At 64.1% G+C, this 21,602-nt stretch carries 17 protein-coding genes; 8 read left to right on the forward strand and 9 right to left on the reverse strand.

The annotated features are described in order from the left end of the window. Positions 1–399: 399 nt before the first annotated feature. Positions 400–1,182, forward strand: coding sequence for a histidinol-phosphatase (gene hisN / locus AFIDRAFT_RS02305; protein WP_009337415.1), 783 nt, complete (start codon positions 400–402; stop codon positions 1,180–1,182). A gap of 4 nt (positions 1,183–1,186) precedes the next feature. Here hisN and AFIDRAFT_RS02310 read toward each other — a convergent pair whose 3' ends face one another. Then, positions 1,187–2,083 carry a LysR family transcriptional regulator gene (locus AFIDRAFT_RS02310; RefSeq protein WP_040297975.1) on the reverse strand — a complete coding sequence of 299 codons (897 nt, stop codon included), beginning with the start codon at positions 2,081–2,083 and terminating at the stop codon, positions 1,187–1,189. A 96-nt stretch (positions 2,084–2,179) separates the two neighbouring features. Between AFIDRAFT_RS02310 and AFIDRAFT_RS02315 the strand changes: the two genes are divergently transcribed. Then, positions 2,180–2,935 (forward strand): sulfite exporter TauE/SafE family protein, encoded by a 756-nt coding sequence (locus AFIDRAFT_RS02315; RefSeq protein ID WP_009337417.1) that lies wholly within the window; start codon positions 2,180–2,182, stop codon positions 2,933–2,935. Positions 2,936–2,950: 15 nt separating this feature from the next. Here AFIDRAFT_RS02315 and AFIDRAFT_RS02320 read toward each other — a convergent pair whose 3' ends face one another. After that, complete coding sequence (locus AFIDRAFT_RS02320) at positions 2,951–3,895, reverse strand: alpha/beta fold hydrolase (RefSeq protein ID WP_040297733.1); 945 nt, start codon at positions 3,893–3,895, stop codon at positions 2,951–2,953. 274 nt (positions 3,896–4,169) lie between these two features. Between AFIDRAFT_RS02320 and AFIDRAFT_RS02325 the strand changes: the two genes are divergently transcribed. After that, positions 4,170–4,634, forward strand: a complete 465-nt coding sequence (locus AFIDRAFT_RS02325; RefSeq protein WP_009337419.1) for an Hsp20 family protein — start codon at positions 4,170–4,172, stop codon at positions 4,632–4,634. 61 nt (positions 4,635–4,695) lie between these two features. Here AFIDRAFT_RS02325 and AFIDRAFT_RS02330 read toward each other — a convergent pair whose 3' ends face one another. Then, positions 4,696–5,568 (reverse strand): sigma-70 family RNA polymerase sigma factor, encoded by an 873-nt coding sequence (locus AFIDRAFT_RS02330; protein WP_009337420.1) that lies wholly within the window; start codon positions 5,566–5,568, stop codon positions 4,696–4,698. Positions 5,569–5,674: 106 nt separating this feature from the next. On the opposite strand from AFIDRAFT_RS02330, the gene AFIDRAFT_RS02335 reads away from it, so the two are divergent. Then, on the forward strand, positions 5,675–6,133 hold the full coding sequence (locus tag AFIDRAFT_RS02335) for a carboxymuconolactone decarboxylase family protein (RefSeq protein ID WP_009337421.1): 459 nt from the start codon (positions 5,675–5,677) through the stop codon (positions 6,131–6,133). A gap of 42 nt (positions 6,134–6,175) precedes the next feature. Here the strand turns inward: AFIDRAFT_RS02335 and AFIDRAFT_RS02340 are convergent, their stop codons facing one another. Then, the gene (locus AFIDRAFT_RS02340; RefSeq protein ID WP_009337422.1) at positions 6,176–6,973 is read right to left on the reverse strand and encodes a hypothetical protein; all 798 of its coding nucleotides are present in this window, start codon (positions 6,971–6,973) and stop codon (positions 6,176–6,178) included. A gap of 479 nt (positions 6,974–7,452) precedes the next feature. Here AFIDRAFT_RS02340 and gltB point away from each other — a divergent pair, with 479 nt between their 5' ends. Together gltB and AFIDRAFT_RS02350 are read left to right on the forward strand one after the other, a co-directional pair. After that, positions 7,453–12,222: a glutamate synthase large subunit gene (gltB, locus tag AFIDRAFT_RS02345; RefSeq protein WP_009337423.1), complete on the forward strand. Its 4,770-nt coding sequence runs from the start codon at positions 7,453–7,455 to the stop codon at positions 12,220–12,222. A gap of 131 nt (positions 12,223–12,353) precedes the next feature. Next, positions 12,354–13,811 carry a glutamate synthase subunit beta gene (locus AFIDRAFT_RS02350; protein ID WP_009337424.1) on the forward strand — a complete coding sequence of 486 codons (1,458 nt, stop codon included), beginning with the start codon at positions 12,354–12,356 and terminating at the stop codon, positions 13,809–13,811. A 68-nt stretch (positions 13,812–13,879) separates the two neighbouring features. Here AFIDRAFT_RS02350 and AFIDRAFT_RS02355 read toward each other — a convergent pair whose 3' ends face one another. The 3 genes from AFIDRAFT_RS02355 to AFIDRAFT_RS02365 form a co-directional block, all read right to left on the reverse strand. Next, the gene (locus AFIDRAFT_RS02355; RefSeq protein WP_197083236.1) at positions 13,880–14,260 is read right to left on the reverse strand and encodes a DUF1236 domain-containing protein; all 381 of its coding nucleotides are present in this window, start codon (positions 14,258–14,260) and stop codon (positions 13,880–13,882) included. A 194-nt stretch (positions 14,261–14,454) separates the two neighbouring features. Then, a complete protein-coding gene (locus tag AFIDRAFT_RS02360; RefSeq protein WP_009337426.1) occupies positions 14,455–16,020 on the reverse strand; it encodes an SGNH/GDSL hydrolase family protein in 1,566 nt (521 codons plus the stop codon). A gap of 162 nt (positions 16,021–16,182) precedes the next feature. Further along, positions 16,183–17,541: a lytic murein transglycosylase gene (locus tag AFIDRAFT_RS02365; RefSeq protein WP_009337427.1), complete on the reverse strand. Its 1,359-nt coding sequence runs from the start codon at positions 17,539–17,541 to the stop codon at positions 16,183–16,185. Positions 17,542–17,804: 263 nt separating this feature from the next. Between AFIDRAFT_RS02365 and galU the strand changes: the two genes are divergently transcribed. Both galU and AFIDRAFT_RS20465 read left to right on the forward strand, forming a co-directional pair. Beyond that, positions 17,805–18,677 carry a UTP--glucose-1-phosphate uridylyltransferase GalU gene (galU, locus tag AFIDRAFT_RS02370; RefSeq protein ID WP_009337428.1) on the forward strand — a complete coding sequence of 291 codons (873 nt, stop codon included), beginning with the start codon at positions 17,805–17,807 and terminating at the stop codon, positions 18,675–18,677. 380 nt (positions 18,678–19,057) lie between these two features. Then, the gene (locus tag AFIDRAFT_RS20465) at positions 19,058–19,198 is read left to right on the forward strand and encodes an AAA family ATPase (RefSeq protein ID WP_156786827.1); all 141 of its coding nucleotides are present in this window, start codon (positions 19,058–19,060) and stop codon (positions 19,196–19,198) included. A gap of 584 nt (positions 19,199–19,782) precedes the next feature. On the opposite strand, the gene AFIDRAFT_RS02375 is transcribed toward AFIDRAFT_RS20465, so the two are convergent. Together AFIDRAFT_RS02375 and AFIDRAFT_RS02380 are read right to left on the reverse strand one after the other, a co-directional pair. Further along, entirely contained in the window at positions 19,783–20,805 is a 1,023-nt protein-coding gene (locus tag AFIDRAFT_RS02375; RefSeq protein ID WP_009337429.1) for an ABC transporter substrate-binding protein, read from the reverse strand. 15 nt (positions 20,806–20,820) lie between these two features. After that, a complete protein-coding gene (locus AFIDRAFT_RS02380; protein ID WP_009337430.1) occupies positions 20,821–21,579 on the reverse strand; it encodes an SGNH/GDSL hydrolase family protein in 759 nt (252 codons plus the stop codon). Positions 21,580–21,602 lie beyond the last annotated feature (23 nt).

Consider the following 21,602-nt stretch of genomic DNA (forward strand, 5'->3'; position numbering starts at 1 on the left):
GTTGCATCAATATGCATTGCACCGCACCCAAATTCAAGTCCAATCGTTCAATTAGCCATGCGTTCAGAACATGCCGAAACGGCAAAACTGCACGACGGTTCGCAATAACGACTCTGTGATTTCAATCAGTTATAATGTTAACCGCATGGCCGGACAGCAAAATCTTAGACCAAGTTATGAATTATGAAGTCAGTCTTATGACGGCCATTCATGTTGCGGCGCTTGAATAGAATCTTTGCTCAGAAATTGTGCGCGTTGCGTATTCTTTTGCTGTCCGGCGTTTGCTCCGGGCTACACTCTTTTTCAGGGCGTCGGATTCCGGGACGCTGAACCAGGACTTCCAGGCAAGGCAGCGACGCGCCGCACAGGCCAAAGCAGCAAACAACAAAAAGGTTCTCCGTGACGGTCATCGATTTTACTGCCTTCATCGAACGCCTGGCTTCGGCCTCCGGCGACACCATCCTGCCGTTCTTCCGCACCTCTCTCGGCATCGACAACAAGAATGCCGGACGCGATCTCGACCCCGTCACCGAGGCGGACCGCGGCGCGGAAGCGGTGATGCGGCGGATGATCAAGGAGAGCTTTCCCCAGCACGGCATCATCGGCGAGGAATTCGGCACCGAGCGCCCCGACGCCGAATATGTCTGGGTGCTGGATCCGATCGACGGCACCAAGTCGTTCATTTCCGGGATGCCGATCTGGGGCACGCTGATCGCGCTCACCCATCGCGGTCAGCCTGCCTATGGCATGATGCATCAGCCCTATATCGGCGAGCGGTTTTCCGGCGACAACGGCGCGGCACTCTATCAAGGCCGCACCGGCAAACGGAAACTCTCCACCCGCCGCTGCGCCTCGTTGGCTGAGGCGACATTGTTCACAACGAGCCCCCGCCTGATGAACGACGCCGACCGCGCGCAGTTCTCACATGTCGAGCAGGAAGTGCGGCTGTCGCGCTACGGCGGCGATTGCTACTCCTATTGCATGCTCGCGGCCGGTCATCTCGATATCGTCATCGAGACCGAGCTGAAGCCGCACGATGTCGCGGCGCTGATTCCGATCGTGCACGGCGCGGGTGGCATCATGACCACGTGGGAAGGTGAAGGTGCCGAACACGGCGGGCGTATCGTCGCCTCCGGCGACAAGCGGCTGCACGACACCGTCCTGAAGATGCTGCAGGGCTGACGCTTCACGCCTGCGCGACCGTTTTCAGATAATCCAGAAGCTGCCGCGCCGCCTTCGGCAGGGCGTGGCCGGCGCGCGTCGCAATCGCCAACTGCCGGTCCGCCCACGGATCGCTGATCCGCACCGCCTTGATCTTCATGGCCTGCGCGCAACGCCGCGCGGCGATCTCGGGAATGATCGCAACACCCGCGCCCGCCTCCACCAGCCGCCCGATCGCGTCGAACGTCTTGATCCGCGCGCGCATGTTGAGCCGCCGTCCGAGCCGCGCCGCATGGGCGGCGAGATGATCCTGCAGCGCGGAGCCTTCCGAGAGGCCGACAAAAGGGCGATCCGCGATCCCGGCAAACCCGATCTGCCGCCGCCGCGCCAGTTCGTCGGTGCGCGCGCAGATCAGCACCAGCCGGTCGCCGCAGAAGCGGAAATGATCGAGTCCTTCGCCCATCGCGCTTTCGACGGCGACGCCGATATCGCCGATGCCCGAGGCCAGCGCCAACGCGATATCCGCGCTCTTGCGCTCCTCGACATCGATGCTGATCGCCGGGTGCTTCGCCAGAAACGGCGCAAGCGTTCGCGGCAGATGCTCGCTGGCCGCCGAGGTGTTGGCGAGGACGTGGATATGGCCCCTGACGCCGCCGGTATAGGACGCGGCCTCGCTGCGCATCTCGGCCACCTGATGCAGCACCAGCCGCGCATGATCGAGCAGCTTTTCCCCGGCCGGCGTCAACTTTACGCCGAGCCGCTGCCGCTCCAGCAGGGTGACGCCAAGCGCCTCTTCCAGATGCCTGATCCGCGCGCTGGCGGAGGCGAGCGCGAGGCCTGCGCGGCTCGCGGCGCGGGTGATATTGCCCGCCTCGGCCACGGCGACGAACAGGTTGAGGTCGATGAGATCGAACGGCCGCACCGGCACCAGCTTTTCCACCAGCCTTCGGCCTATCCGAAGGCTTTCTCCGTAACCTCCAGATTGTGCGGAGCCGCCGTCCCGGTCAATGTGCGCGCCATGCTTGACCCGATTCTCTTCGCCATCGCTTTCGTCTTCATGCTTGCCGGATTCGTGAAAGGCGTGATCGGCATGGCGTTGCCGACCATCGTCATCGGCCTGCTCGCGACCAGCATGCCGCCGGCCCACGCGATCGCCATCGTCATCGTTCCGGCGATCCTGACCAACATCTGGCAGACCTTCAGCGGCCCCTATCTGAAGGACATCGTCAGGAGGCTGTGGCCGCTCTTGCTGTGCACCTGCCTCGGCGTCTGGTCGGGCATGGGTTTCCTGTCGGGCCCCTACGCGCCTTACGGCACCATCCTGCTCGGCATCCTGCTCGTGGTGTATTCTATCGTCGCCCTGGCGCGCGCCCAGTTCTATCTGCCGAAGGGGAAAGAGACGTGGATCGGCGCGGTCTGCGGCTACGTCTCGGGACTGATCGCCGCCGCGACCGGCGTGCAGGCGATCCCGACCATGCCCTACCTGCAGGCGCTCGGCATGGAACGCGACGAGTTCATTCAGGCGCTCGGCGTGTTCTTCACCACCTCGACCACCGCGATGCTGTTCAACCTGTCGCACGCGGGCTTTCTCACGCGCGACGTGGCCCTGCCGTCAGCCCTCGGCCTCGCGACGGCGCTGATCGGCATGTATCTCGGCCAAACGCTGCGGCGGCGATTGCCGCCCGAAACCTTCCGGCGCTGGTTCCTGTATTCGATGATTGCCCTTGGCGCCTATCTGGCGATCAACAAGATCGTGCAGTTGCACCTGCTGTAGGTCGGCAGGCGTATCCTAGAACAGCGGCGTGCCGGGAACGAAGGCGTCGAACGCGGCCCAGAACTGGGCGCGGTAGCGATCCTGCTCCTGCAGGATCTCGTGTTTCGCCCCCGCGATCACAAGATGCGATCCGGTTCGCAGATGATAAGCGAACTCCTCGATCGCCGCCGTGGACACCACGGTGTCATGGCTCGCCGCAATCAGCAGCAACGGCTGGCGAATGCGCGAGGGATAGGTCGTCGCGCGGAAGCCGAGGATGGTGCGGAACGCGGCATCGGTCCACCCGACCGTCGGCGAGGCGATGCCGAGCGTCGGGTCTTCCTCCAGAATAGAAGCATTGCGCGCATAGCGCACCGGATCGCTCGTCACCGGATTCTCCGCAAACGGCCCGGTGCCGACCAGCTTACTGCTGCCGCCCGGAATGTAGTTTCCGCCCATCCCGGCAAACCGCATGGTGCGGATCAAAGTGCGGATCGGCCAGCCGGTCGTGCGGCCCGGCAGGTCGATCATCGGCGCGGTCATCACGATACGGTCGAACCAGCGCGAACCGCCATGCAGCACCCGCAACAGCACCGCGCCGCCCATCGAATGCGCCAGCGCGAAATAAGGCGGCGGGCAGTCCGGCATCACCACCTGCTGCACGAAAGCGGCGACGTCGGCCTCATAATCCCTGAAGCTACGGACATAGCCCTTGCGGTAGTCGCTCAACTGCCGCGCCGAATGGCCTTGGCCCCGCCAGTCGATCATCGCAACCGCAAAGCCCCGCGCGCGCAGATCGCGCACCGTCTCGAAATATTTCTCGATGCACTCGCCGCGCCCGGTGAAGACACAGACCGTGCCCTTGCGCCCGGCGGGCGGCGCCCATCGCGCGAAACGCAACTCCACGCCGTCGCGGGCCTTGATGGTGCCGGAAACGACATCGTCCGGCACCGGATTGGCAGGAATGGAAAGCAGCGTCATGAAGGGAAAACCAGACGGGATGGCACGAATGTTAACGGGTCGGAACGCGCCGGAAAACTCGCCGCAGCCCCTCTTGAACACGTTTTCTGCTTCACCCATATCAGTTTCGTGCAGGCCAGTTAAGGCTGCACGCAGAACGAAAACCCGGCCAATCCGGCGGGTTGTCTGCTCTTTGGAAAAAGAGCCGCGCGTTGTGCTTGCGAGACAAACCTTCCGGCCGACAGCCGGAATCCCTCTCGTGTCATACGCGCCGGTCGCTCAATGGAGGACTAACATGCGTACTTTCGATCTCACCCCCTTCTATCGTTCCACCGTCGGCTTCGACCGGCTGTTCTCGCTGCTCGATCAGGCCGCGGGTGACGGCGGCAACGGCTATCCGCCCTACAACATCGAACGGACCGGCGAGAACGACTTCCGGATTACGGTCGCCGTCTCCGGCTTCTCGCAAAATGACATCTCCATCGTTGCGAAGGAGAACACGCTGACGATCAAGGGCGAGAAGGTCGCGAACGAGAACAGCCAGAACGAAGTGCTGTATCGCGGCATCGCCTCGCGCGCATTCGAGCGCAGCTTCCAGCTTGCCGATTTCGTGCAGGTGAAGAACGCCTCGCTCGAGAACGGCCTGCTTCACGTCGATCTCGTTCGCGAGATTCCGGAAGCCGCCAAACCGCGCCAGATTCCGATCAGCAACGGTCCGGCGCCGAAGCCCGTCACGACGGACGGCAAACAGGCGGCCTGATCGCCCGTCACGACGACATACGTCTCCCGCAACTGCGCCCCGGCATCCGCCGGGGCGTTTTTCATGTGTTGAGGATCGCGACGTCGAACCCCTTTATGCGGTCCGGGTCGGCGACGGCCTGAATGCCGGCAATGCGGTCGCCCACGATGCGAAGCTCCAGCACGAGGCGGAGCCGGCCGCCGAACACCACCGCAATCGCCATTGCACCATCGACCACCGCAGGCTGCGCCGCCTGCGCGCGCCCCTTGAAGGTGTTCGCCACCGCCTCGGCACCGCGCAATTCGACCGCGCCGCCCATTTTCGCCGCCACCGCATCCGACCTGAACACGACCTCCGGATCGAGCACCGACAACAGCGCTTCAAAGTCGCCATTCTTGGAGGCCGCAAGAAATGCATCGACGATTACGCGCTGACGGCTGAGATCGGCCTCGGGCGTCTCGACCTCGGGTTTTGCCGAAGCGCCTTGCACGCGGCGGCGAGCGCGGCTCGCCAGTTGCCGCGCGGCGGCAGGCTGACGCCCGACAATCGGCGCGATGTCCTCGAACGGCACAGCGAACATGTCATGCAGCACGAAGGCCAGACGCTCGGCCGGTGACAGCGTATCGAGCACGATCAGCAGTGCAGCGCCGATGGAATCCGCAATTTCCTGTTCGCCGTTTTCATTATCGGCGGGTTCCGGAACATGCGGCCCCAGCTGCTCCTCGCGCCGCGACTTACGCGCGCGCAGCATGTCGAGACAGATCCGCGCCACCACGGTCGTCAGCCAGCCGCCAAGATTTTTGATCTCATTGGTGTCGGCGCGGCCAAGCCGCAGCCACGCCTCCTGAACCGCGTCCTCCGCCTCGCTGCGCGAGCCCAGCATCCGGTAGGCGACGGCCCGCAAATGCGCGCGGTTGGCCTCGAACCTCTCCGCCAGAAAATTTTGTTCGCTCATCGGTCACATCTCCGCAGCCTGCTTCGTCACCTGCCTGACGAACCGATCCAGCCGAATGTGACATCGGCGGGAACCACAGCGTCAAAAAGTCAGAAGGAGATTTCCGATGCAAGCACGTATGAACAACCCGGCCTTGCTCAATCCCGACGCCATGAAGGCGCTCGGCGCCCTCAATGAAGCGGCGAAGAAAGGCAATATCCCCGTGACATTCCATGAACTGCTGTGCCTGCGCGCCAGCCAGATCAACGGATGCAGCGTCTGTATCGACGGCCATTGGCGGATCGCGAAGAAAGCCGGCGAAACCGATGAGCGGCTCTTTGCCGTCGCGGCCTGGCGCGACACGCCCTACTTCACGGCGGCCGAACGCGCAGCCCTCGCCCTCACCGAGGCCATGACGCGGCTCAGCGACAGGGCCGATCCCGTTCCCGACAAAATCTGGGACGAACTGATACGCCATTACAACGAGACCGATATCGCCTCTCTGCTGCTGACGATCGCCAGCATCAATGTCTGGAATCGCCTCAACATCGCGACCAAGCAGCAGGCGGGCTTCTGGAAGCCTTGAAACAAAAAGGGCGGCCGGTCATCGGGCGCCCTTTTTGTTGTCTCAATCCATCGGCTGTACCGGCGGCATCGGCCCGGTCGGCTTCAGCTCGATCGTGTCCGCATCCGGCGCAGGCTTGGCCTCAACCTTTGTCTCGGGCTTAGGCGTATCCTTGGGGGCCGAGCCGGACGTTCCGGACAATTGAGCCGTTTGTGCAGCAGACGATGGTGCCGACGGCTTGGCTGGCGCAATCGCAGTCGTCGTCGGATTGGGCTTCGGAGCCGTCTTCGCGATCGCCTTCGCCGCGCGCTTGAGCGGCGCCGCGTGATGCGCCGAAGCAGCCGGCACGCCATGGCTTGCCGTGCGCGACGGATAATCCCGGCGCGGCGGCGGATTGCCATAAGGCTGCGCGAACCGCGCGGGCGGCGGACCCGGCGGCCCATACATGCGGTCGAGTTCGTCGCGCAACCGCGAATCCATCCGCATGGCCGGGACGAAGCGGATCGGCTCGCCGGTGCGTGCATCGACGATCAGGCGTCCGTCGTCGCCGTTCTGGTTCAGCACCGCGACGGTGTAGACCCAGCCGCGCCGGAAAACCGGGCCGAGTTGGGAAAAGCCCTGCTGGCGCAGGATTCCCGGAATTTCATCCGGAGCGAGAATAACGGTGTCGTCTCCCATCGGCACCGGCTCCGGCGGCCCGACATACGCGCCACGGTCATATGCACCGTCATCGCTTCTAAGGACGTCGGCGGCCTGAATAATCTTGGCCTGCACAATCTGAATGACCTGAGCGCGCGCAGGCACGGTGGCGATGCCCGCCGCCATGACCGTTCCCGCGCAAATCGAAGCGAACAGCTTCATCGGCCGCCTCCCTGTCATCCACAGCCCCGAACTTCGACAGTTTCGGGACCTATCTTGCCGGGGATTCCGGCGAGGAATGGGCCGGGCTTGGGCCGGAACGAGATTCTTTGCGGCCAAAGATCTCGGGGAAAACGAGGCAATCTCTCACGTTGTGAGTCATGCATCCCGGCAGGGACTCCGATGTGCTTGTGTGATAGAAAAAAGTTTGGCAATCTCGGAGGTAGGACAGTAATACTGTCCCATATTTTGCCGGGATTTCAGGCAGGATGACGGGTCCGATTCCGGCTCCTGCCCGAAAAGACCGCTCGCTCGCGCCGGACAGGTGCCCGCGAGCCTGCACTTTTGACACGAGCTCGTCCCATTGGTGGGCGGTTCTCGGCCCAGGACTTCGGTCCATGGGAGTCCGAGCAAACCGCCAACGCCGTGGGTGCGGCTGGACGATGAGTAAAGAAGGCCCTTGAGAGGGTTCGAGGCACAAGATGAGCAAGTTCGAGCGCGACGCAGGCGGTGCCCAAGCACCAGGGATGGTTCAGGTTGGCGATGGCCGGCCTGAACGGACACAACATGGCGCCAGCGCTCACGCCGTCGAACATGCTCGCGAGCATACTTGGCGTCCGCCGGCCGAGGGTCTGTACGACCCCTCCCTTGAAAAGGACTCCTGCGGCGTCGGCTTCATTGCCAACATCAAGGGCAAGAAGTCCCACCAGATCGTCACCGACGCGATCAGCATCCTGTGCAATCTCGAACACCGTGGCGCCGTCGGCGCCGACCCGCGCGCCGGCGACGGCGCGGGCATCCTGGTTCAGATCCCGCACGATTTCTTCGTTCGCAAGACCAAGGAACTTGGCTTCTCCCTGCCGAAGCCCGGCGATTACGCCGTCGGCGCGCTGTTCATGCCGCGCGACGATTCCTGGCGCACCGTCATCCAGAGCATCATCGCCGATCAGGTGGCCGCCGAGGGCATGAAGCTGCTCGGCTGGCGCGACGTGCCGAGCGACAATTCCTCGCTCGGCGTCACCGTGAAGCCGACCGAGCCCGCGCACATGCAGGTCTTCATCGGCCGCGGCACCCTCACCGGCAGCGAGGAAGAATTCGAGCGCAAGCTCTACATCCTGCGCAAGTCGATTTCGAACGCGATCTATCAGCGCCGCGAACGCGGCCTCTCCGGCTACTACCCGGTGTCGATCTCGACGCGCACCATCGTCTACAAGGGCATGTTCCTCGCCGACCAGCTCGGCAAGTACTATCCCGACCTGCACGAGAGCGACTTCATCAGCGCGCTCGCACTGGTGCATCAGCGCTTCTCGACCAACACGTTCCCGGCCTGGTCGCTCGCGCACCCCTACCGCATGATCGCCCACAACGGCGAAATCAACACGCTGCGCGGCAACGTCAACTGGATGGCCGCGCGTCAGGCCTCGGTGAAGTCCGACCTGTTCGGCAAGGATATCGAGCGGCTGTGGCCGATCTCTTACGAAGGCCAGTCCGACACCGCCTGCTTCGACAACGCGCTCGAATTCCTGGTGCAGGGCGGCTACTCGATGGCGCATGCCATGATGATGCTGGTGCCCGAAGCATGGGCCGGCAATCCGCTGATGGATGAGGAGCGCCGCGCCTTCTACGAATATCACGCCGCCCTGATGGAGCCGTGGGACGGCCCCGCCGCGCTCGCCTTTACCGACGGCCGCCAGATCGGCGCGACGCTCGACCGCAACGGCCTGCGTCCGGCGCGCTATCTCGTCACCAAGGACGACCGCATCCTGATGGCGTCCGAAATGGGCGTACTGCCGATTCCCGAAGACCAGATCGTCACCAAGTGGCGGCTGCAGCCGGGCAAGATGCTGCTGGTCGATCTCGAACAGGGCCGTCTCATCCCCGACGACGAGATCAAGGCGCAACTCGCGGCGAGCCACCCTTATCGTGCGTGGCTCGACAACACCCAGATCGTGCTCGAAGAATTGCAGGCGCCCGCCGCCAAGAGCGCGCAGAAGTCGAACCTGTCGCTGCTCGATCGCCAGCAGGCATTCGGCTACACGCAGGAAGACCTCGCGGTGCTGATGACGCCGATGGCGACCTTGGGCGAGGAAGCGATCGGCGCGATGGGCACCGATACGCCGCTGTCAGCGCTGTCCGACAAGCCGAAGCCGCTGTTCACCTATTTCAAGCAGAACTTCGCGCAGGTGACGAACCCGCCGATCGATCCGATCCGCGAGGAAGCGGTGATGAGCCTCGTCTCCATCATCGGTCCGCGCCCGAACCTGTTCGATCTCGAAGGCATGTCGAAGAACAAGCGCCTCGAAGTGCGCCAGCCGATCCTCACCAATGAGGACCTCGAGAAGATCTGCTCGATCTCCGAGATCGCGGAATCGCAGTTCAAGTCGCGTACGCTCGACACCACCTTCCATGCGGGGCTCGGCGCCGCCGGAATGGAGCAGGTGCTCGATGAGCTTTGCGCGCGCGCCGAAGCCGCCGTGCGCGAAGGCCACAACATCATCATCCTGTCCGACCGCGCCACCGGCAGCGACCGGATCCCGATTCCCTCGCTGCTCGCCTGCGCCGCCGTGCATCACCACTTGATCCGCACCGGCCTGCGCACCTCGGTCGGCCTCGTCGTGCAATCGGGCGAGCCGCGCGAAGTGCATCACTTCGCCTGTCTCGCGGGCTACGGCGCCGAAGCCATCAACCCCTACCTCGCGTTCGAGAGCATCGTCGCGATGCGGGACCAGCTGCCCGGCACGCCGGACGGCAAGGAGGCGGTCAAGCGTTACATCAAGGCGATCGGCAAGGGCCTTTTGAAGGTCATGTCGAAGATGGGCATCTCGACCTATCAGTCCTATTGCGGCGCGCAGATTTTCGACGCCATCGGCCTGAAGACCGACTTCATCGCGAAATACTTCACCGGCACCCACTCCCGCATCGAGGGCGTAGGCCTCGCCGAGATCGCCGAGGAAACCGTGCGCCGCCACACCATGGCGTTCGGCGATGACCAGATCTACAAGGGCTTCCTCGATTTCGGCGGCGAATACGCGCTGCGCACCCGCGGCGAGGACCATGCATGGACCGCGGACTCGGTCGCCACGCTGCAACATGCGGTGCGCGGCAATTCGCAGGACCGCTATCGCGCCTTCGCCAAGCAGATCAACGAGCAGGCCGAGAAGCTGCTGACGCTGCGCGGCCTGTTCCGCCTCAAGACCGCCGAGGACGACAAGCGCAAGCCTGTGCCTCTCGACGAGGTCGAGCCCGCCAAGGATATCGTCAAGCGCTTCGCCACCGGCGCGATGTCGTACGGCTCGATTTCCCGCGAGGCGCACACCACGCTCGCGATCGCGATGAACCGGATCGGTGGCAAGTCGAACACCGGCGAAGGCGGCGAGGAATCCGACCGCTTCAAGCCGATGCCGAACGGCGATTCGATGCGCTCGGCGATCAAGCAGGTCGCCTCCGGCCGCTTCGGCGTGACGACGGAATACCTCGTCAACTCCGACATGATGCAGATCAAGATGGCGCAGGGCGCAAAGCCCGGCGAAGGCGGCCAGTTGCCCGGCCACAAGGTCGACGCCACGATTGCCAAGGTGCGCCACTCGACGCCGGGCGTCGGCCTGATTTCGCCGCCGCCGCACCACGACATCTATTCGATCGAAGATCTCGCGCAGCTCATCTACGACCTGAAGAACGTCAACCCCGAAGGTCAGGTGTCGGTGAAGCTCGTCTCCGAGATCGGCGTCGGCACGGTCGCCGCGGGCGTCGCCAAGGCGCGCGCCGACCACGTCACCATTTCGGGCTTCGAGGGCGGCACCGGCGCGTCGCCGCTGACCTCGATCAAGCACGCGGGCTCGCCGTGGGAAGTCGGCATCGCCGAAACCCACCAGACGCTGGTGCGCGAACGGCTGCGCTCGCGCATCGCCGTGCAGGTCGACGGCGGTTTCCGCACCGGCCGCGACGTCGTGATCGGCGCGCTGCTCGGAGCTGACGAATTCGGCTTCGCCACCGCGCCGCTGATCGCGGCGGGCTGCATCATGATGCGCAAGTGCCACCTCAACACCTGCCCGGTCGGCGTTGCGACGCAGGACCCGGTACTGCGCAAGCGTTTCACCGGCCAGCCCGAGCACGTCATCAACTTCTTCTTCTTCGTCGCCGAAGAAGTGCGCGAGATCATGGCGGGCCTCGGCTACCGCACCTTCAACGAGATGGTGGGCCAGAGCCAGATGCTCGACCAGACCCGCCTCGTCGCGCACTGGAAGGCCAAGGGCCTCGACTTCTCCAAGCTGTTCTACAAGCAGAAGGAAGAAAAGGGTCAGGTCATCTATCACAACGAGCCGCAGAACCATCACCTCGAAGAGGTGCTGGACCGCAAGCTCATCAAGGAAGCGCAGGCAGCCCTCGACCGTGGCGCGCCAGTGAAGATCGAAACCGAAATCCACAACACCGACCGCAGCGCGGGCGCGATGCTCGCGGGCGCACTCGCCAAGCGTTACGGCCACGCCGGCCTGCCGCACGACACCGTGCATGTGCACCTCAAGGGCACCGCCGGTCAGGCGTTCGGCGCGTGGCTCTGCAACGGCATCACCTTCGACCTCGAAGGCGAAGGCAACGACTATGTCGGCAAGGGCCTGTCGGGCGGCCGCCTCATCGTGCGCCCGCCGCAGAACTCCGCCATCGTGCCGGAAGAGTCGATCATCGTCGGCAACACGGTGCTGTACGGCGCGATTCAGGGCGAGGCTTACCTGCGCGGCATCGCCGGCGAGCGTTTCGCCGTGCGTAACTCCGGTGCGATCGCGGTGATCGAGGGCGTGGGCGACCACGGCTGCGAATACATGACCGGCGGCATCGTCGTCGTGCTGGGCAAGACCGGCCGCAACTTCGCGGCGGGCATGTCCGGCGGCGTCGCCTATGTGCTCGACGAGGACAACACCTTCGCCAAGCGCTGCAACATGGCGATGGTCGAGCTCGAGCCGGTGCTCTCGGAGGAGATGATCGCCGAGAGCGAGTACCACATGCACGAGGATCTCGAAGCGCACGGTCGCGTCGATGTGTTCGAGGACCTTCTCGCCGACGACATCAAGCGCCTGCGCGTGCTGATCGAGCGTCACGCCAAGTATGCCGGATCGAAGCGCGCCGCCGAGATTCTGGCGAACTGGAAGAAGTACCTGCCGATGTTCCGCAAGGTGATGCCGGTCGAGTACCGCCGCGCCCTGCGCGAGATCAAGGCAAAGAGGGAAGCCGAGCGCCCCATCGCGATCGGTGCATAGGGTTCAACGCGTCATTCCGGGCGGCCGCACGGCGGCCGATCCGGAATCTCGCAAACGTAGGATCAAGATTCCGGGTCTGCGCTGTTGACGCATCTCCGGAATGACTGAATGGATCGGGGCGTTAGGTTACTATGGGTAAGATCACGGGGTTTCTTGAGTTCGATCGTCACGACCGCAGCTATCAGCCTGTCGCGGAGCGTGTGAAGAACTTCAACGAGTTCGTCGTTCCGCTGTCGGAGAAAGAGCTGCGCGATCAGGCCGCGCGGTGCATGAACTGCGGCGTGCCGTTTTGCCATGGCACCGGTTCGGTCGCACCCGGCACGCCCGGCTGCCCGGTCAACAACCAGATCCCGGACTGGAACGATCTCGTCTACAGGGGCAACTGGCAGGAAGCCTCGCGCAACCTGCACTCGACCAACAACTTCCCCGAATTCACCGGCCGCATCTGCCCCGCGCCCTGCGAGGCCTCCTGCACGCTGAACATCATCGACAGCCCGGTCACCATCAAGAGCATCGAGCACGCCATCGTCGAGCGCGCGTGGGAAAACGGCTGGCTGCCGCCGGAAATCGCCGCCGAGAAGACCGGCAAGAAGATCGCCGTGATCGGCTCGGGTCCCGCGGGCCTCGCCTGCGCGCAGCAGCTCGCGCGCGTCGGCCATGAGGTTCATGTCTTCGAGAAGCACGCCAAGGCCGGTGGCCTGCTCCGCTACGGCATTCCCGACTTCAAGATGGAGAAGTGGACCATCGACCGCCGCATCAAGCAGATGGAAGCGGAAGGCGTGGTCTTCCACTACGGCAAGGCGGTCGGCGGCACCTCACCCGGCGCAATCGACCCGAAGGAACTGCTCAAGACCTATGACGCCATCGCGCTGACCGGCGGTGCCGAAGCCCCGCGCGACCTGCCGGTGCCCGGCCGCGAACTCGCGGGCATCCATTACGCGATGGATTTCCTGCCGCAGCAGAACCGCCGCGTCGGCAAGGAATCGCTCGACGGCGTGAGCGAGATTCTGGCCACCGGCAAGCATGTCATCGTGATCGGCGGTGGCGACACCGGTTCGGACTGCATCGGCACCTCGGTGCGTCAGGGCGCGAAGTCCGTGACGCAGCTTGAAATCCTCCCCGAGCCGCCCGCGCGCGAGAACAAGCCGCTGGTCTGGCCTTACTGGCCGTTGAAGCTGCGCATCTCGTCGAGCCAGGCGGAAGGCGCTGTGCGCGACTACGCCGTGATGACGCAGAAGTTCTCCGGCGAGAACGGCAAGGTGGCGAAGCTGCACGGCATCCATGTCGACGCCAAATTCCAGCCGGTGCCCGGCACCGAATTCGAACTCCCTGCTGACCTCGTTCTGCTGGCGATGGGTTTCGTGCATCCGGTGCACGAGGGGCTGCTGAAGTCGCTCGGCGTCGACCTCGATCAGCGAGGCAATGTCCACGCCGCGACCAGCGACTACAAGACCTCGGTCGCGAAAGTATTCGCCTCGGGCGACATGCGCCGCGGCCAGTCGCTCGTGGTGTGGGCGATCCGCGAAGGCCGCCAATGCGCTGCCTCGATCGACCAGCATCTGATGGGATCGACCACGCTGCCGCGTTAAGCCTCAATCATATACTCACGACAAAAACCCCGCCGTGCGAACACGGCGGGGTTTTTGCTTGCGCCGACTTACTCAACGACGCGGATGATCCGGCGGGTGCGCGGATCGACGATCACACGCTGGTCGTTGACCACGGCATAACGGTACTCGCGATAACGCGGCACCTCATGCAGCACCACCGTCTCCGGCAGCGGCTCGCCCACGGCGACACGCTCATGCACCACGACCGACGGCACGCGCTCGCCGCGCACCGAACTGATCACGGCATCCGGAATCGCGGCAGCCGTACCGACCGCGGCACCGACCGTACCACCCACGATCGCGCCTGGCGCGCCGAGAACCGCACCGCCCGCCTCCGCGCCGCCGCGCGCACTGTCGCGAACGACGTTCTGCGCGTGGGCCAAAGCGGGCGCCAGCACCAAGGCCGCGACTGCAATCGTTGTCTTCATCTTCATGACCTGTCTCCCTTGATCGATTGACGCATGTTAACCGGCAAGGCGAGCGGGCGTTCCGGAAATGACGGTCCCGATTCCGGGGCCAAAATGTGAGAAACATGCCGGAAACAAGGCGCAAGTTGAAACACGGCTTGTCCCGCAAGGCGCTGTCGCTCTTGCGCGCAAGTTCCGCGACGAGCGATATATTTTTAGCGGAAGAAAAAGAATCCGGAGCTTGCCGCCGAAGGCGCGATCGTGCGCGGCCGCTGTTGCTGCGGACGGCTGGGATCGAAGAAGCCGTTGTTCGATGTGGCTTGCGGCGCCCGCTTCTTCGGCTTCGGCGCGGCCGGCTTCTCGCCATCGAGCGTGGCGACACTGCCTGCCGGCGTCGGAGGCGCTTCGAGCTTGCCGATTTCGTGGCGCGGCCAACTGAAATCATCGGCGCGTCCCGCAGGCGGCGAGAGCGGCTCGCCCTTCACCAGCGTGCGCGCAGCCAGCGCATCGACCGCCGCTGGCCGGGAGCCCACGCCGCCGAGCAACTGATCCGCGCTGACGGACGATGCCACCAGCGGCACCACCGGCCCCGCCATCGGACGCGGACCGGCCACGCCCGGCTTGACGTTGACGCTATTGTCCGGCGCTTCGCTCGGCAGCGACAGCGGCGAGGAACGTGCGGCCAGCACGCGGCGGATCTCGCGTTCGGTGTAATGGGCGAGCTTGCGCGCACCCGCCTTGGTGAAGAACACGCCATCATAGGAACGCAGGCGGCGGATCTGGCCCTCGAAGTCCGGGCCCTGCTGCAAATAGCGGCCCGCGTCATCGACGAAGCCGTCCCACACATCGACATAGGTGATGCCGGCCTTGCCGGCGGCGTCACGGTACAGCGCATCGAGGAACAGCATGTCGGATGTCGATTTGGTGCCGCGCACGGCGGGCAGGCCGACCCACAACACCGGCACGCCCTTGGCCTTCAGGATGCCGATCAATTCCTCGATCTTGCGGTTGTAGAGTTCGACCCAGCGCGGATCGCGGAAATTGGCAATGCCGTTGGCAGCGGGCGCGGTCCTCTCCGGGGGCGCTGCGTCTTCCTCGTCATCGGAGCTGGCCGTATCCGGCGGCGCGGCTTCAGCCTCGCCGGGCTTGCTCGCGTCGGCCTTGTTGGCGTCAGGTTTGCCGTCCTTCTCCTTCGCGCCCTTCTTGCCCTTCTTCTTGTCCTTGTCGGTCTTCTCGACCTTCTCGTGGATCGGAATGCGGTCGTGCAGGCCGAGCATCACCACGATCACGTCGGGATGCTCGCTGGCGAGAATCTCCTTCGCGGCGGCCGCCCAGTCCGAGGGCTCGCCCTTGGGCTGGTAACGGATCAGGCCGGAGACCGTCTTGGCCTTGCGGATGACGCCAAGCTCCGGCGTCTCGGCCAGCGCGTCCTCGAGGCCGTAGGCCAGCCAGTCGGCCATCGCATCGCCGATCACCAGCACGTTCTGCTCGGCCACGGTGTCGCGCTTCTCGGGCGCGGGCGGATGCGAATAGTCCACGCGCGGCTGTTGCGGCTGCGGCGCGGGCGCCCGGTCGCCGAAGAAGCCATCGCGGAAGGACGGGAAGAACCCGCCGCCGCCCCGCGGCACTTCGCGCGGAGGCACCGGCCTGCTGCGGCCGAAGCCGAAATCGAACAGTTGCGCCGAGGCAGGCGCGGCCATGGCGAACGCCAGCAGGCCCGCGACCGCGAACACCGCAAGCCCCGCGCTTTCGCGCCGGATATATCGCCACCAATGTCGCATCGCGCCTTTCAGCCGGCTCCGTCGGGAACGCCTTTATACTAGCTGAATCCGGCCCGAAAAGGGGCAGTTACCGTCATTCCCGCGAAAGCGGGAATCCAGTTTTTTGGGAAGTGTGGGTCCCCGCCTGCGCGGGGACGACATGAAATGGTGCCTTTTACGGCCTCAGCGGGTCCGCAGCCGGTCGAGCGCGTCGGAGGAGGCAAAGCCGTCCGCGGGCGCGCCGATCGAGGCCTGATACGAGCGCAATGCCTTGCGGGTCGCGCTGCCGAGCTGGCCATCCGGTTCGCCCTGATAGAAGCCGCGCCGCGCCAGCAATTGCTGCAGTTCAAGCCGCTCGGCGCGGCTCAGTACCCGTTCCGAACGCGGCCAGGACTGCACAAACGGCCCGCCGCCACGCAGCCGGTCGGCGAAATGACCGATGGCGAGCGCGTAGGACTCCGCCGGGTTGTAACGCAGGATGGCGCGGAAGTTCTGAAGCATCAGGAAGCCCGGTCCCTGCGCGCCCGCGGGCATCAGGAGAAACGCGTGATCGCCCGGGCGCGGGAACGCCTGCCCGTTGGCGCGGCGCACGCCGAGCCGCTCCCACTGCGCGAGCGAAAGCATCTTGGAGCGGTCGGCCATCATGTAGTCGAAGCCCTGCGGCACCGCGACCTCGTAACCCCAGCCCTGCCCCGCCTGCCAGCCGTCGGTCTTGAGCTTGTTGGCGGTGGAGGCGATCAGGTCGGCGACATCCTTGACCGCATCGCGCCGCCCGTCGCCGTCGAAATCGACCGCGAAGCGCTTGTAGACCGTCGGCATGAACTGCGTCGGCCCGAACGCGCCGGCCCATGAGCCGACCATTTCGTCCGGCGTGAGGTCGCCGCGATTGAGGATTTCGAGCGCGGCCAGAAACTCGCCGCGGAAATAATTCTGGCGGCGGCCGATGCAGGCGAGCGTCGCGGTGGAATTCAGCACGCTGCGGTCGCCGCCCTGCGTCGAGTAGTTCGACTCCACGCCCCAGATCGACGCAATGATGTAGCGGTCCACGCCATAGGCGCGCTCCACCGCATCGAACTGCGGCTTGTACTGCGCGAGGATCTCGCGTCCGCGTGCGATGCGCGCATCCGTCACCAGCACGTCGAGATAGTCCCACACCGCCTTGGTGAATTCGGGCTGCGAATCCATGAAGTCCATGATCTTCAGATCAGGCTCGAGATTGGCGGTGAAACGCTGGAAATTCGCCTGCGTGACGCCACGGCGCGCGGCCTCCGGTCCCATCGACGCGACGCAGGATTTGAAATTCGCGGCGGCGGCGCGGATCGCGGACGCCGTCATCTCGGGCGAGCCGGAGGCGCCGTCCTCTCCGCTCCATTCCTTGGTCGAGGCGCGGCGCATCGGCGGCGCGGATTGCGGGATCGAACCGGTGAGTTCGGCGCGGGGCCCCGGCGAGCCGTCCGGAATGCAGGCAGACAAAGGCAGAGCCAGCGCGCCCAACGCCAGACCACCCGCCAAACCGCGCTTCATTCTCACCGGCAATGCCATGAAATTCCTTCCCGTCCCGTCAAGGCTATCAGGCCCCGAGACGGTTTCCACACCCTTAACATAGGGCCATTTTCATGATGTTTCAGGGGCGCCTGCGCCATTAACTCGCATGCGCGAAAGCCGATCCACTTTAAGCACTTGCCCATTTGCTGCCTTTGTTATCGGCTGCAAACAGGATAGTGAGGCGGTGACGTTGTTCCCGGCGCGAGCCCTCGCGCCTGCCGCCTTTTCATCGTGTCCCATCAGTGAGCCCGAAGAACCACATGAAAATTCGTAAAGCCGTATTTCCCGTCGCCGGTCTTGGAACCCGCTTTCTTCCCGCCACCAAGGCGATGCCGAAGGAAATGCTGACCGTGGTGGACCGCCCGCTGATCCAGCATGTGGTGGACGAGGCGCTGGAAGCTGGCATCGAACACCTCGTGTTCGTCACGGGCCGCAACAAGGGCGTGATCGAGGATCACTTCGACCGCCCCTACGAACTCGAAGACACGCTGGAAGAGCGCCAGAAGAAGAAGGAACTGGCGATCCTCGAGCGCGACCAGCCGGAAGCCGGCACCACCTCGTTCACGCGCCAGCAGCAGCCGCTCGGCCTCGGCCATGCGGTGTGGTGCGCGCGCGAGATCGTCGGCAACGAGCCTTTTGCAGTTTTGCTGCCGGACGTGCTGGTGAAGAACAAGCCGAGCGGCCTGAAGCAGATGATCGACGCCGCCAACGCGGCGGGCGCGGACAAGGCCAACATCATCGCGGTGGAAGAGGTGCCGATGGAGCACGTCCACATGTATGGCGTGGTCGGCGTAGGCCCAAGCAAGGGCGACCTGTTCGAATTGAACGGCATGGTCGAAAAGCCGAAGAAGGAAGTCGCGCCCTCGAACCTCTCGATCACCGGGCGCTACATCCTGCAGCCGGAAATCTTCAACATCCTGGAGACGCAGGAGCGCGGCGCGGGCGGCGAAATCCAGTTGACCGACGCGATGCTCACGCTCGCGGGCAGGCAGCCGTTCTACGGCTTCAAGTTCAAGGGCAAGAGCTACGACTGCGGCTCGAAGTCAGGCTTCCTCGCCGCCAACATCGCCTACGCGATGGACCGCGAAGACCTGCGCGGCGATTTGCTGAGCGAGATGAAGAAGTATGTGTAGTAAAGATTACGCGCTCAAATTTCGCAGACAATTCGGTCTATAGACGGGTCGCCTCGGCGATAGCCGGGCCGCGGCGCGTGCGATTTAATGTCTAACACTTTGACGTCCCTTACTTCGTCCAACTGAAAAATCCTCCAAGGGGTTGGACTGCCGCTCTGGCTTCCCCCACTCACCTGCCACGCTCTCATTATAGGGGCGTTCTTTTTGGAAAAACCCACGGTATGGATTTCCACAATCCTATCTTGGCTATTGTACAAAAATCGCAACTGCAATCCGGCCTTTAAAATCTCACAAGCAATCGAAACCAACATTTGAGTACTTCTCCCGCACCACAACCTCAGGTAGAATAAATATATTTGATCTATTTGAAAGAGGGCGCCATGCGATTGAAATCATTGTCGCTAAAAAATTTTCGTTGTTTCACCGACGAAGAAATCGAATTTGATGATTACACGGCGCTTGTCGGCGCTAATATTCCTATCGCTTCATTCGTGAGGGGCGCTGTCCGGAGGCGTTCTTGAGAGCGGAGTGAAGCGCGGCGCCCGCGCGGCTCGTGACGCACACGGCCACCCGGGAGGCTGAGGTTGACCCGCCCGCTCCCACTACGGGGAGATGCCGCTTGCGGCGTGGGGCGGAACGGAGGACGCGGCGCGAAAGCGCCGACGATGCGCCGCCTGGCCTTGCGCCAATCTGCGCATCCCGTTCCAAGCCTGCGCGGATCCTCGGCCTTAAGGAGAACGCCGCAGCGGATGGCATTCGGCGGTTCGCCGCCCGATGCATGTCCGCGCGTTGCGGGCGGAGCGTCGGCGCTGGCCCGCGACGTTGGTGGAGCGCCGCAAGGCGGTGCGCGCTTCGAGACCATGGCCCTCGCAAGGCCATGCGGAGCGCGACGACAACGATGTTGCGCCTTGCGGCGCTCCATCTCCCCTCGCCTTTCTTAAGACGCGAACGAGGACCGCCTCGCGCGCGTGTCAAGCGCGAGGGACTTTGCGACACTCACGCGCTTCGGTGCGGTGAGAGAATTCCACGTGGCTGTTTGAAAATTGAATCGGAATCGAGGGCGCTGGGTCCCCGCCTTCGCGGGGACGACGGGTGACGCCCGCCATCAACTGCCGTTCCGGCTGCCGAGCTGCGGGATGAACATGTCGGACCATTTTTCCGGCGCGGTCTTGATGATGCCGGCGGCCTGCATGAAATCGGCGAAGTTCTTCACCTTGTCCGGCGTGGTCGTGAACCGCGTGTCCGGATCGCCGAGGATGGTCATCACATCCTCCTTGGACACCTTGGTCTTGGAGGAGCGGACGAAGATATCCGCCGCTTCCTCGCGGTGATCGTGAATGAAGGCGTCGGCCTCGTCCAGCGCCGCCAGCATCGCCCCGGTGATCTTCGGGTTGGCGTCTACGAATTTTTTCGGCGCGTACACCACATCCAGCGTAATGTTGCCGATGTAATCCACCGAGCTCGCGACCTTGTGCACCTTCGGGTCCTTGAGCTCGAGGTAGGAGAACGGCGGCGAGGTGAAATGCGCGCTCACCTCCGAGCGGCCGGAGGTCAGCGCAATCAGGCCATCGGGGTGCGGCAGGCCGACGGTGAGGTGATCGAGCCTGGCGTAATTCTCGAAGCCGAATTGTTTCGCCGCCATCATCTGCAGCACCACCGCCGACAGCGATGTCTTGATGCCCGGCAGCGCGATCTTGTCGCCGCTCTTGAAGTCGGCAAGACCCTTGATCTGCGGGTTGTTGGAATTCAGATACAGCGAGGTCGCGCTCAGGGCGCTGATGCCGATCACCGCGGACTTCGGAATGGCTCTGGCCTTCGACCACAACGCGACGAACGCCGGCGCGCCGGTACCGGCGAAGTCGAGCGAGCCGGCCATCATCGCGTCGTTGATGTTATTGCCGCCGTCGAGCACCCGCCATTTCACCGTCACCTTGCCGAGGTCCGCCTTCTCCGCCTGCTTTTCAAGGAGCTTCCGGTCTTCCATCACGATCAGCGGCAGATACAGGATGCCGTAGCCCTTCGAGATCGCGACCTCCGAGACTTCGGCGCGCGCGGGCGACGCGATCCATGCCGAGGCGAAGGCAACGGCCAGCGCGGCCATGAGGGAATGGCACCGGACAAAGCTCATCGGAAATCCTCCCGCTTATCGCACCGCCGCCATGATCGCGCGCGCGAGCACCCGGCCGGTGCAGTCATAGGCGTCGCCCGACATGTGCAGCCCATCGAACGCCGACAGGCTGACGATGGAGACGCCCGCCTCCACCGTTTTATGCAGCATATCGAAACGCGGCAGATATGCCACCTGCTGGTCACGCGCGACGGCTGCGATCGCTTCCTGCATCTTGGCGTAGTCCGTGGTGAGAATGACCGGCGTGTATTGCTGGTCCATCAGGATGACGTCGGCGCCGTGCGCGCGCAGCATCGCGACACCGGAGGCGATCTTGTGCTCGAGGCTGTCGGCCCCCTCGCCCCAGGTGAAATCATTGCCGCCCATCTGCCAGATCACAAGGTCCGGCTGATACGCGAACACGTCGCGCGGAAAACGCGCGATGTTGCCGGGAATGGTATCGCCGTTGCGTCCGGAATTGACGATCTCGATCTGCATCGTGGGATCGAGCCTCAGCAACTCGCTGCGCATCACGCCGGGATAGGTTTTTTCCTTGCGTATCATCCACAATCCCACGGTGGACGACGAACCGATGGCGACAATCCTCAATGGCCGGTGTGCCTTGAGAGCTTCGGCGGTGTGCGGCAACGGCGCGCCGAGCGAAAGCCCCTCGTTCACAGCGAGGCAAGTTTCCGCAGGCGACAGGTCGCGGGCATCGCTCGCGACCGGCCATGCGGCCAGCGCGAGCGCAACACAGCACTGGAGGAGTCTCGGGAATCGGATGGCAGCACCCATCCGGGGAGTGTAGCAGCGGACGC

Origin of the sequence: Afipia sp. 1NLS2 (genome assembly GCF_000178995.1) — a bacterium.
Lineage (GTDB): Bacteria > Pseudomonadota > Alphaproteobacteria > Rhizobiales > Xanthobacteraceae > Afipia.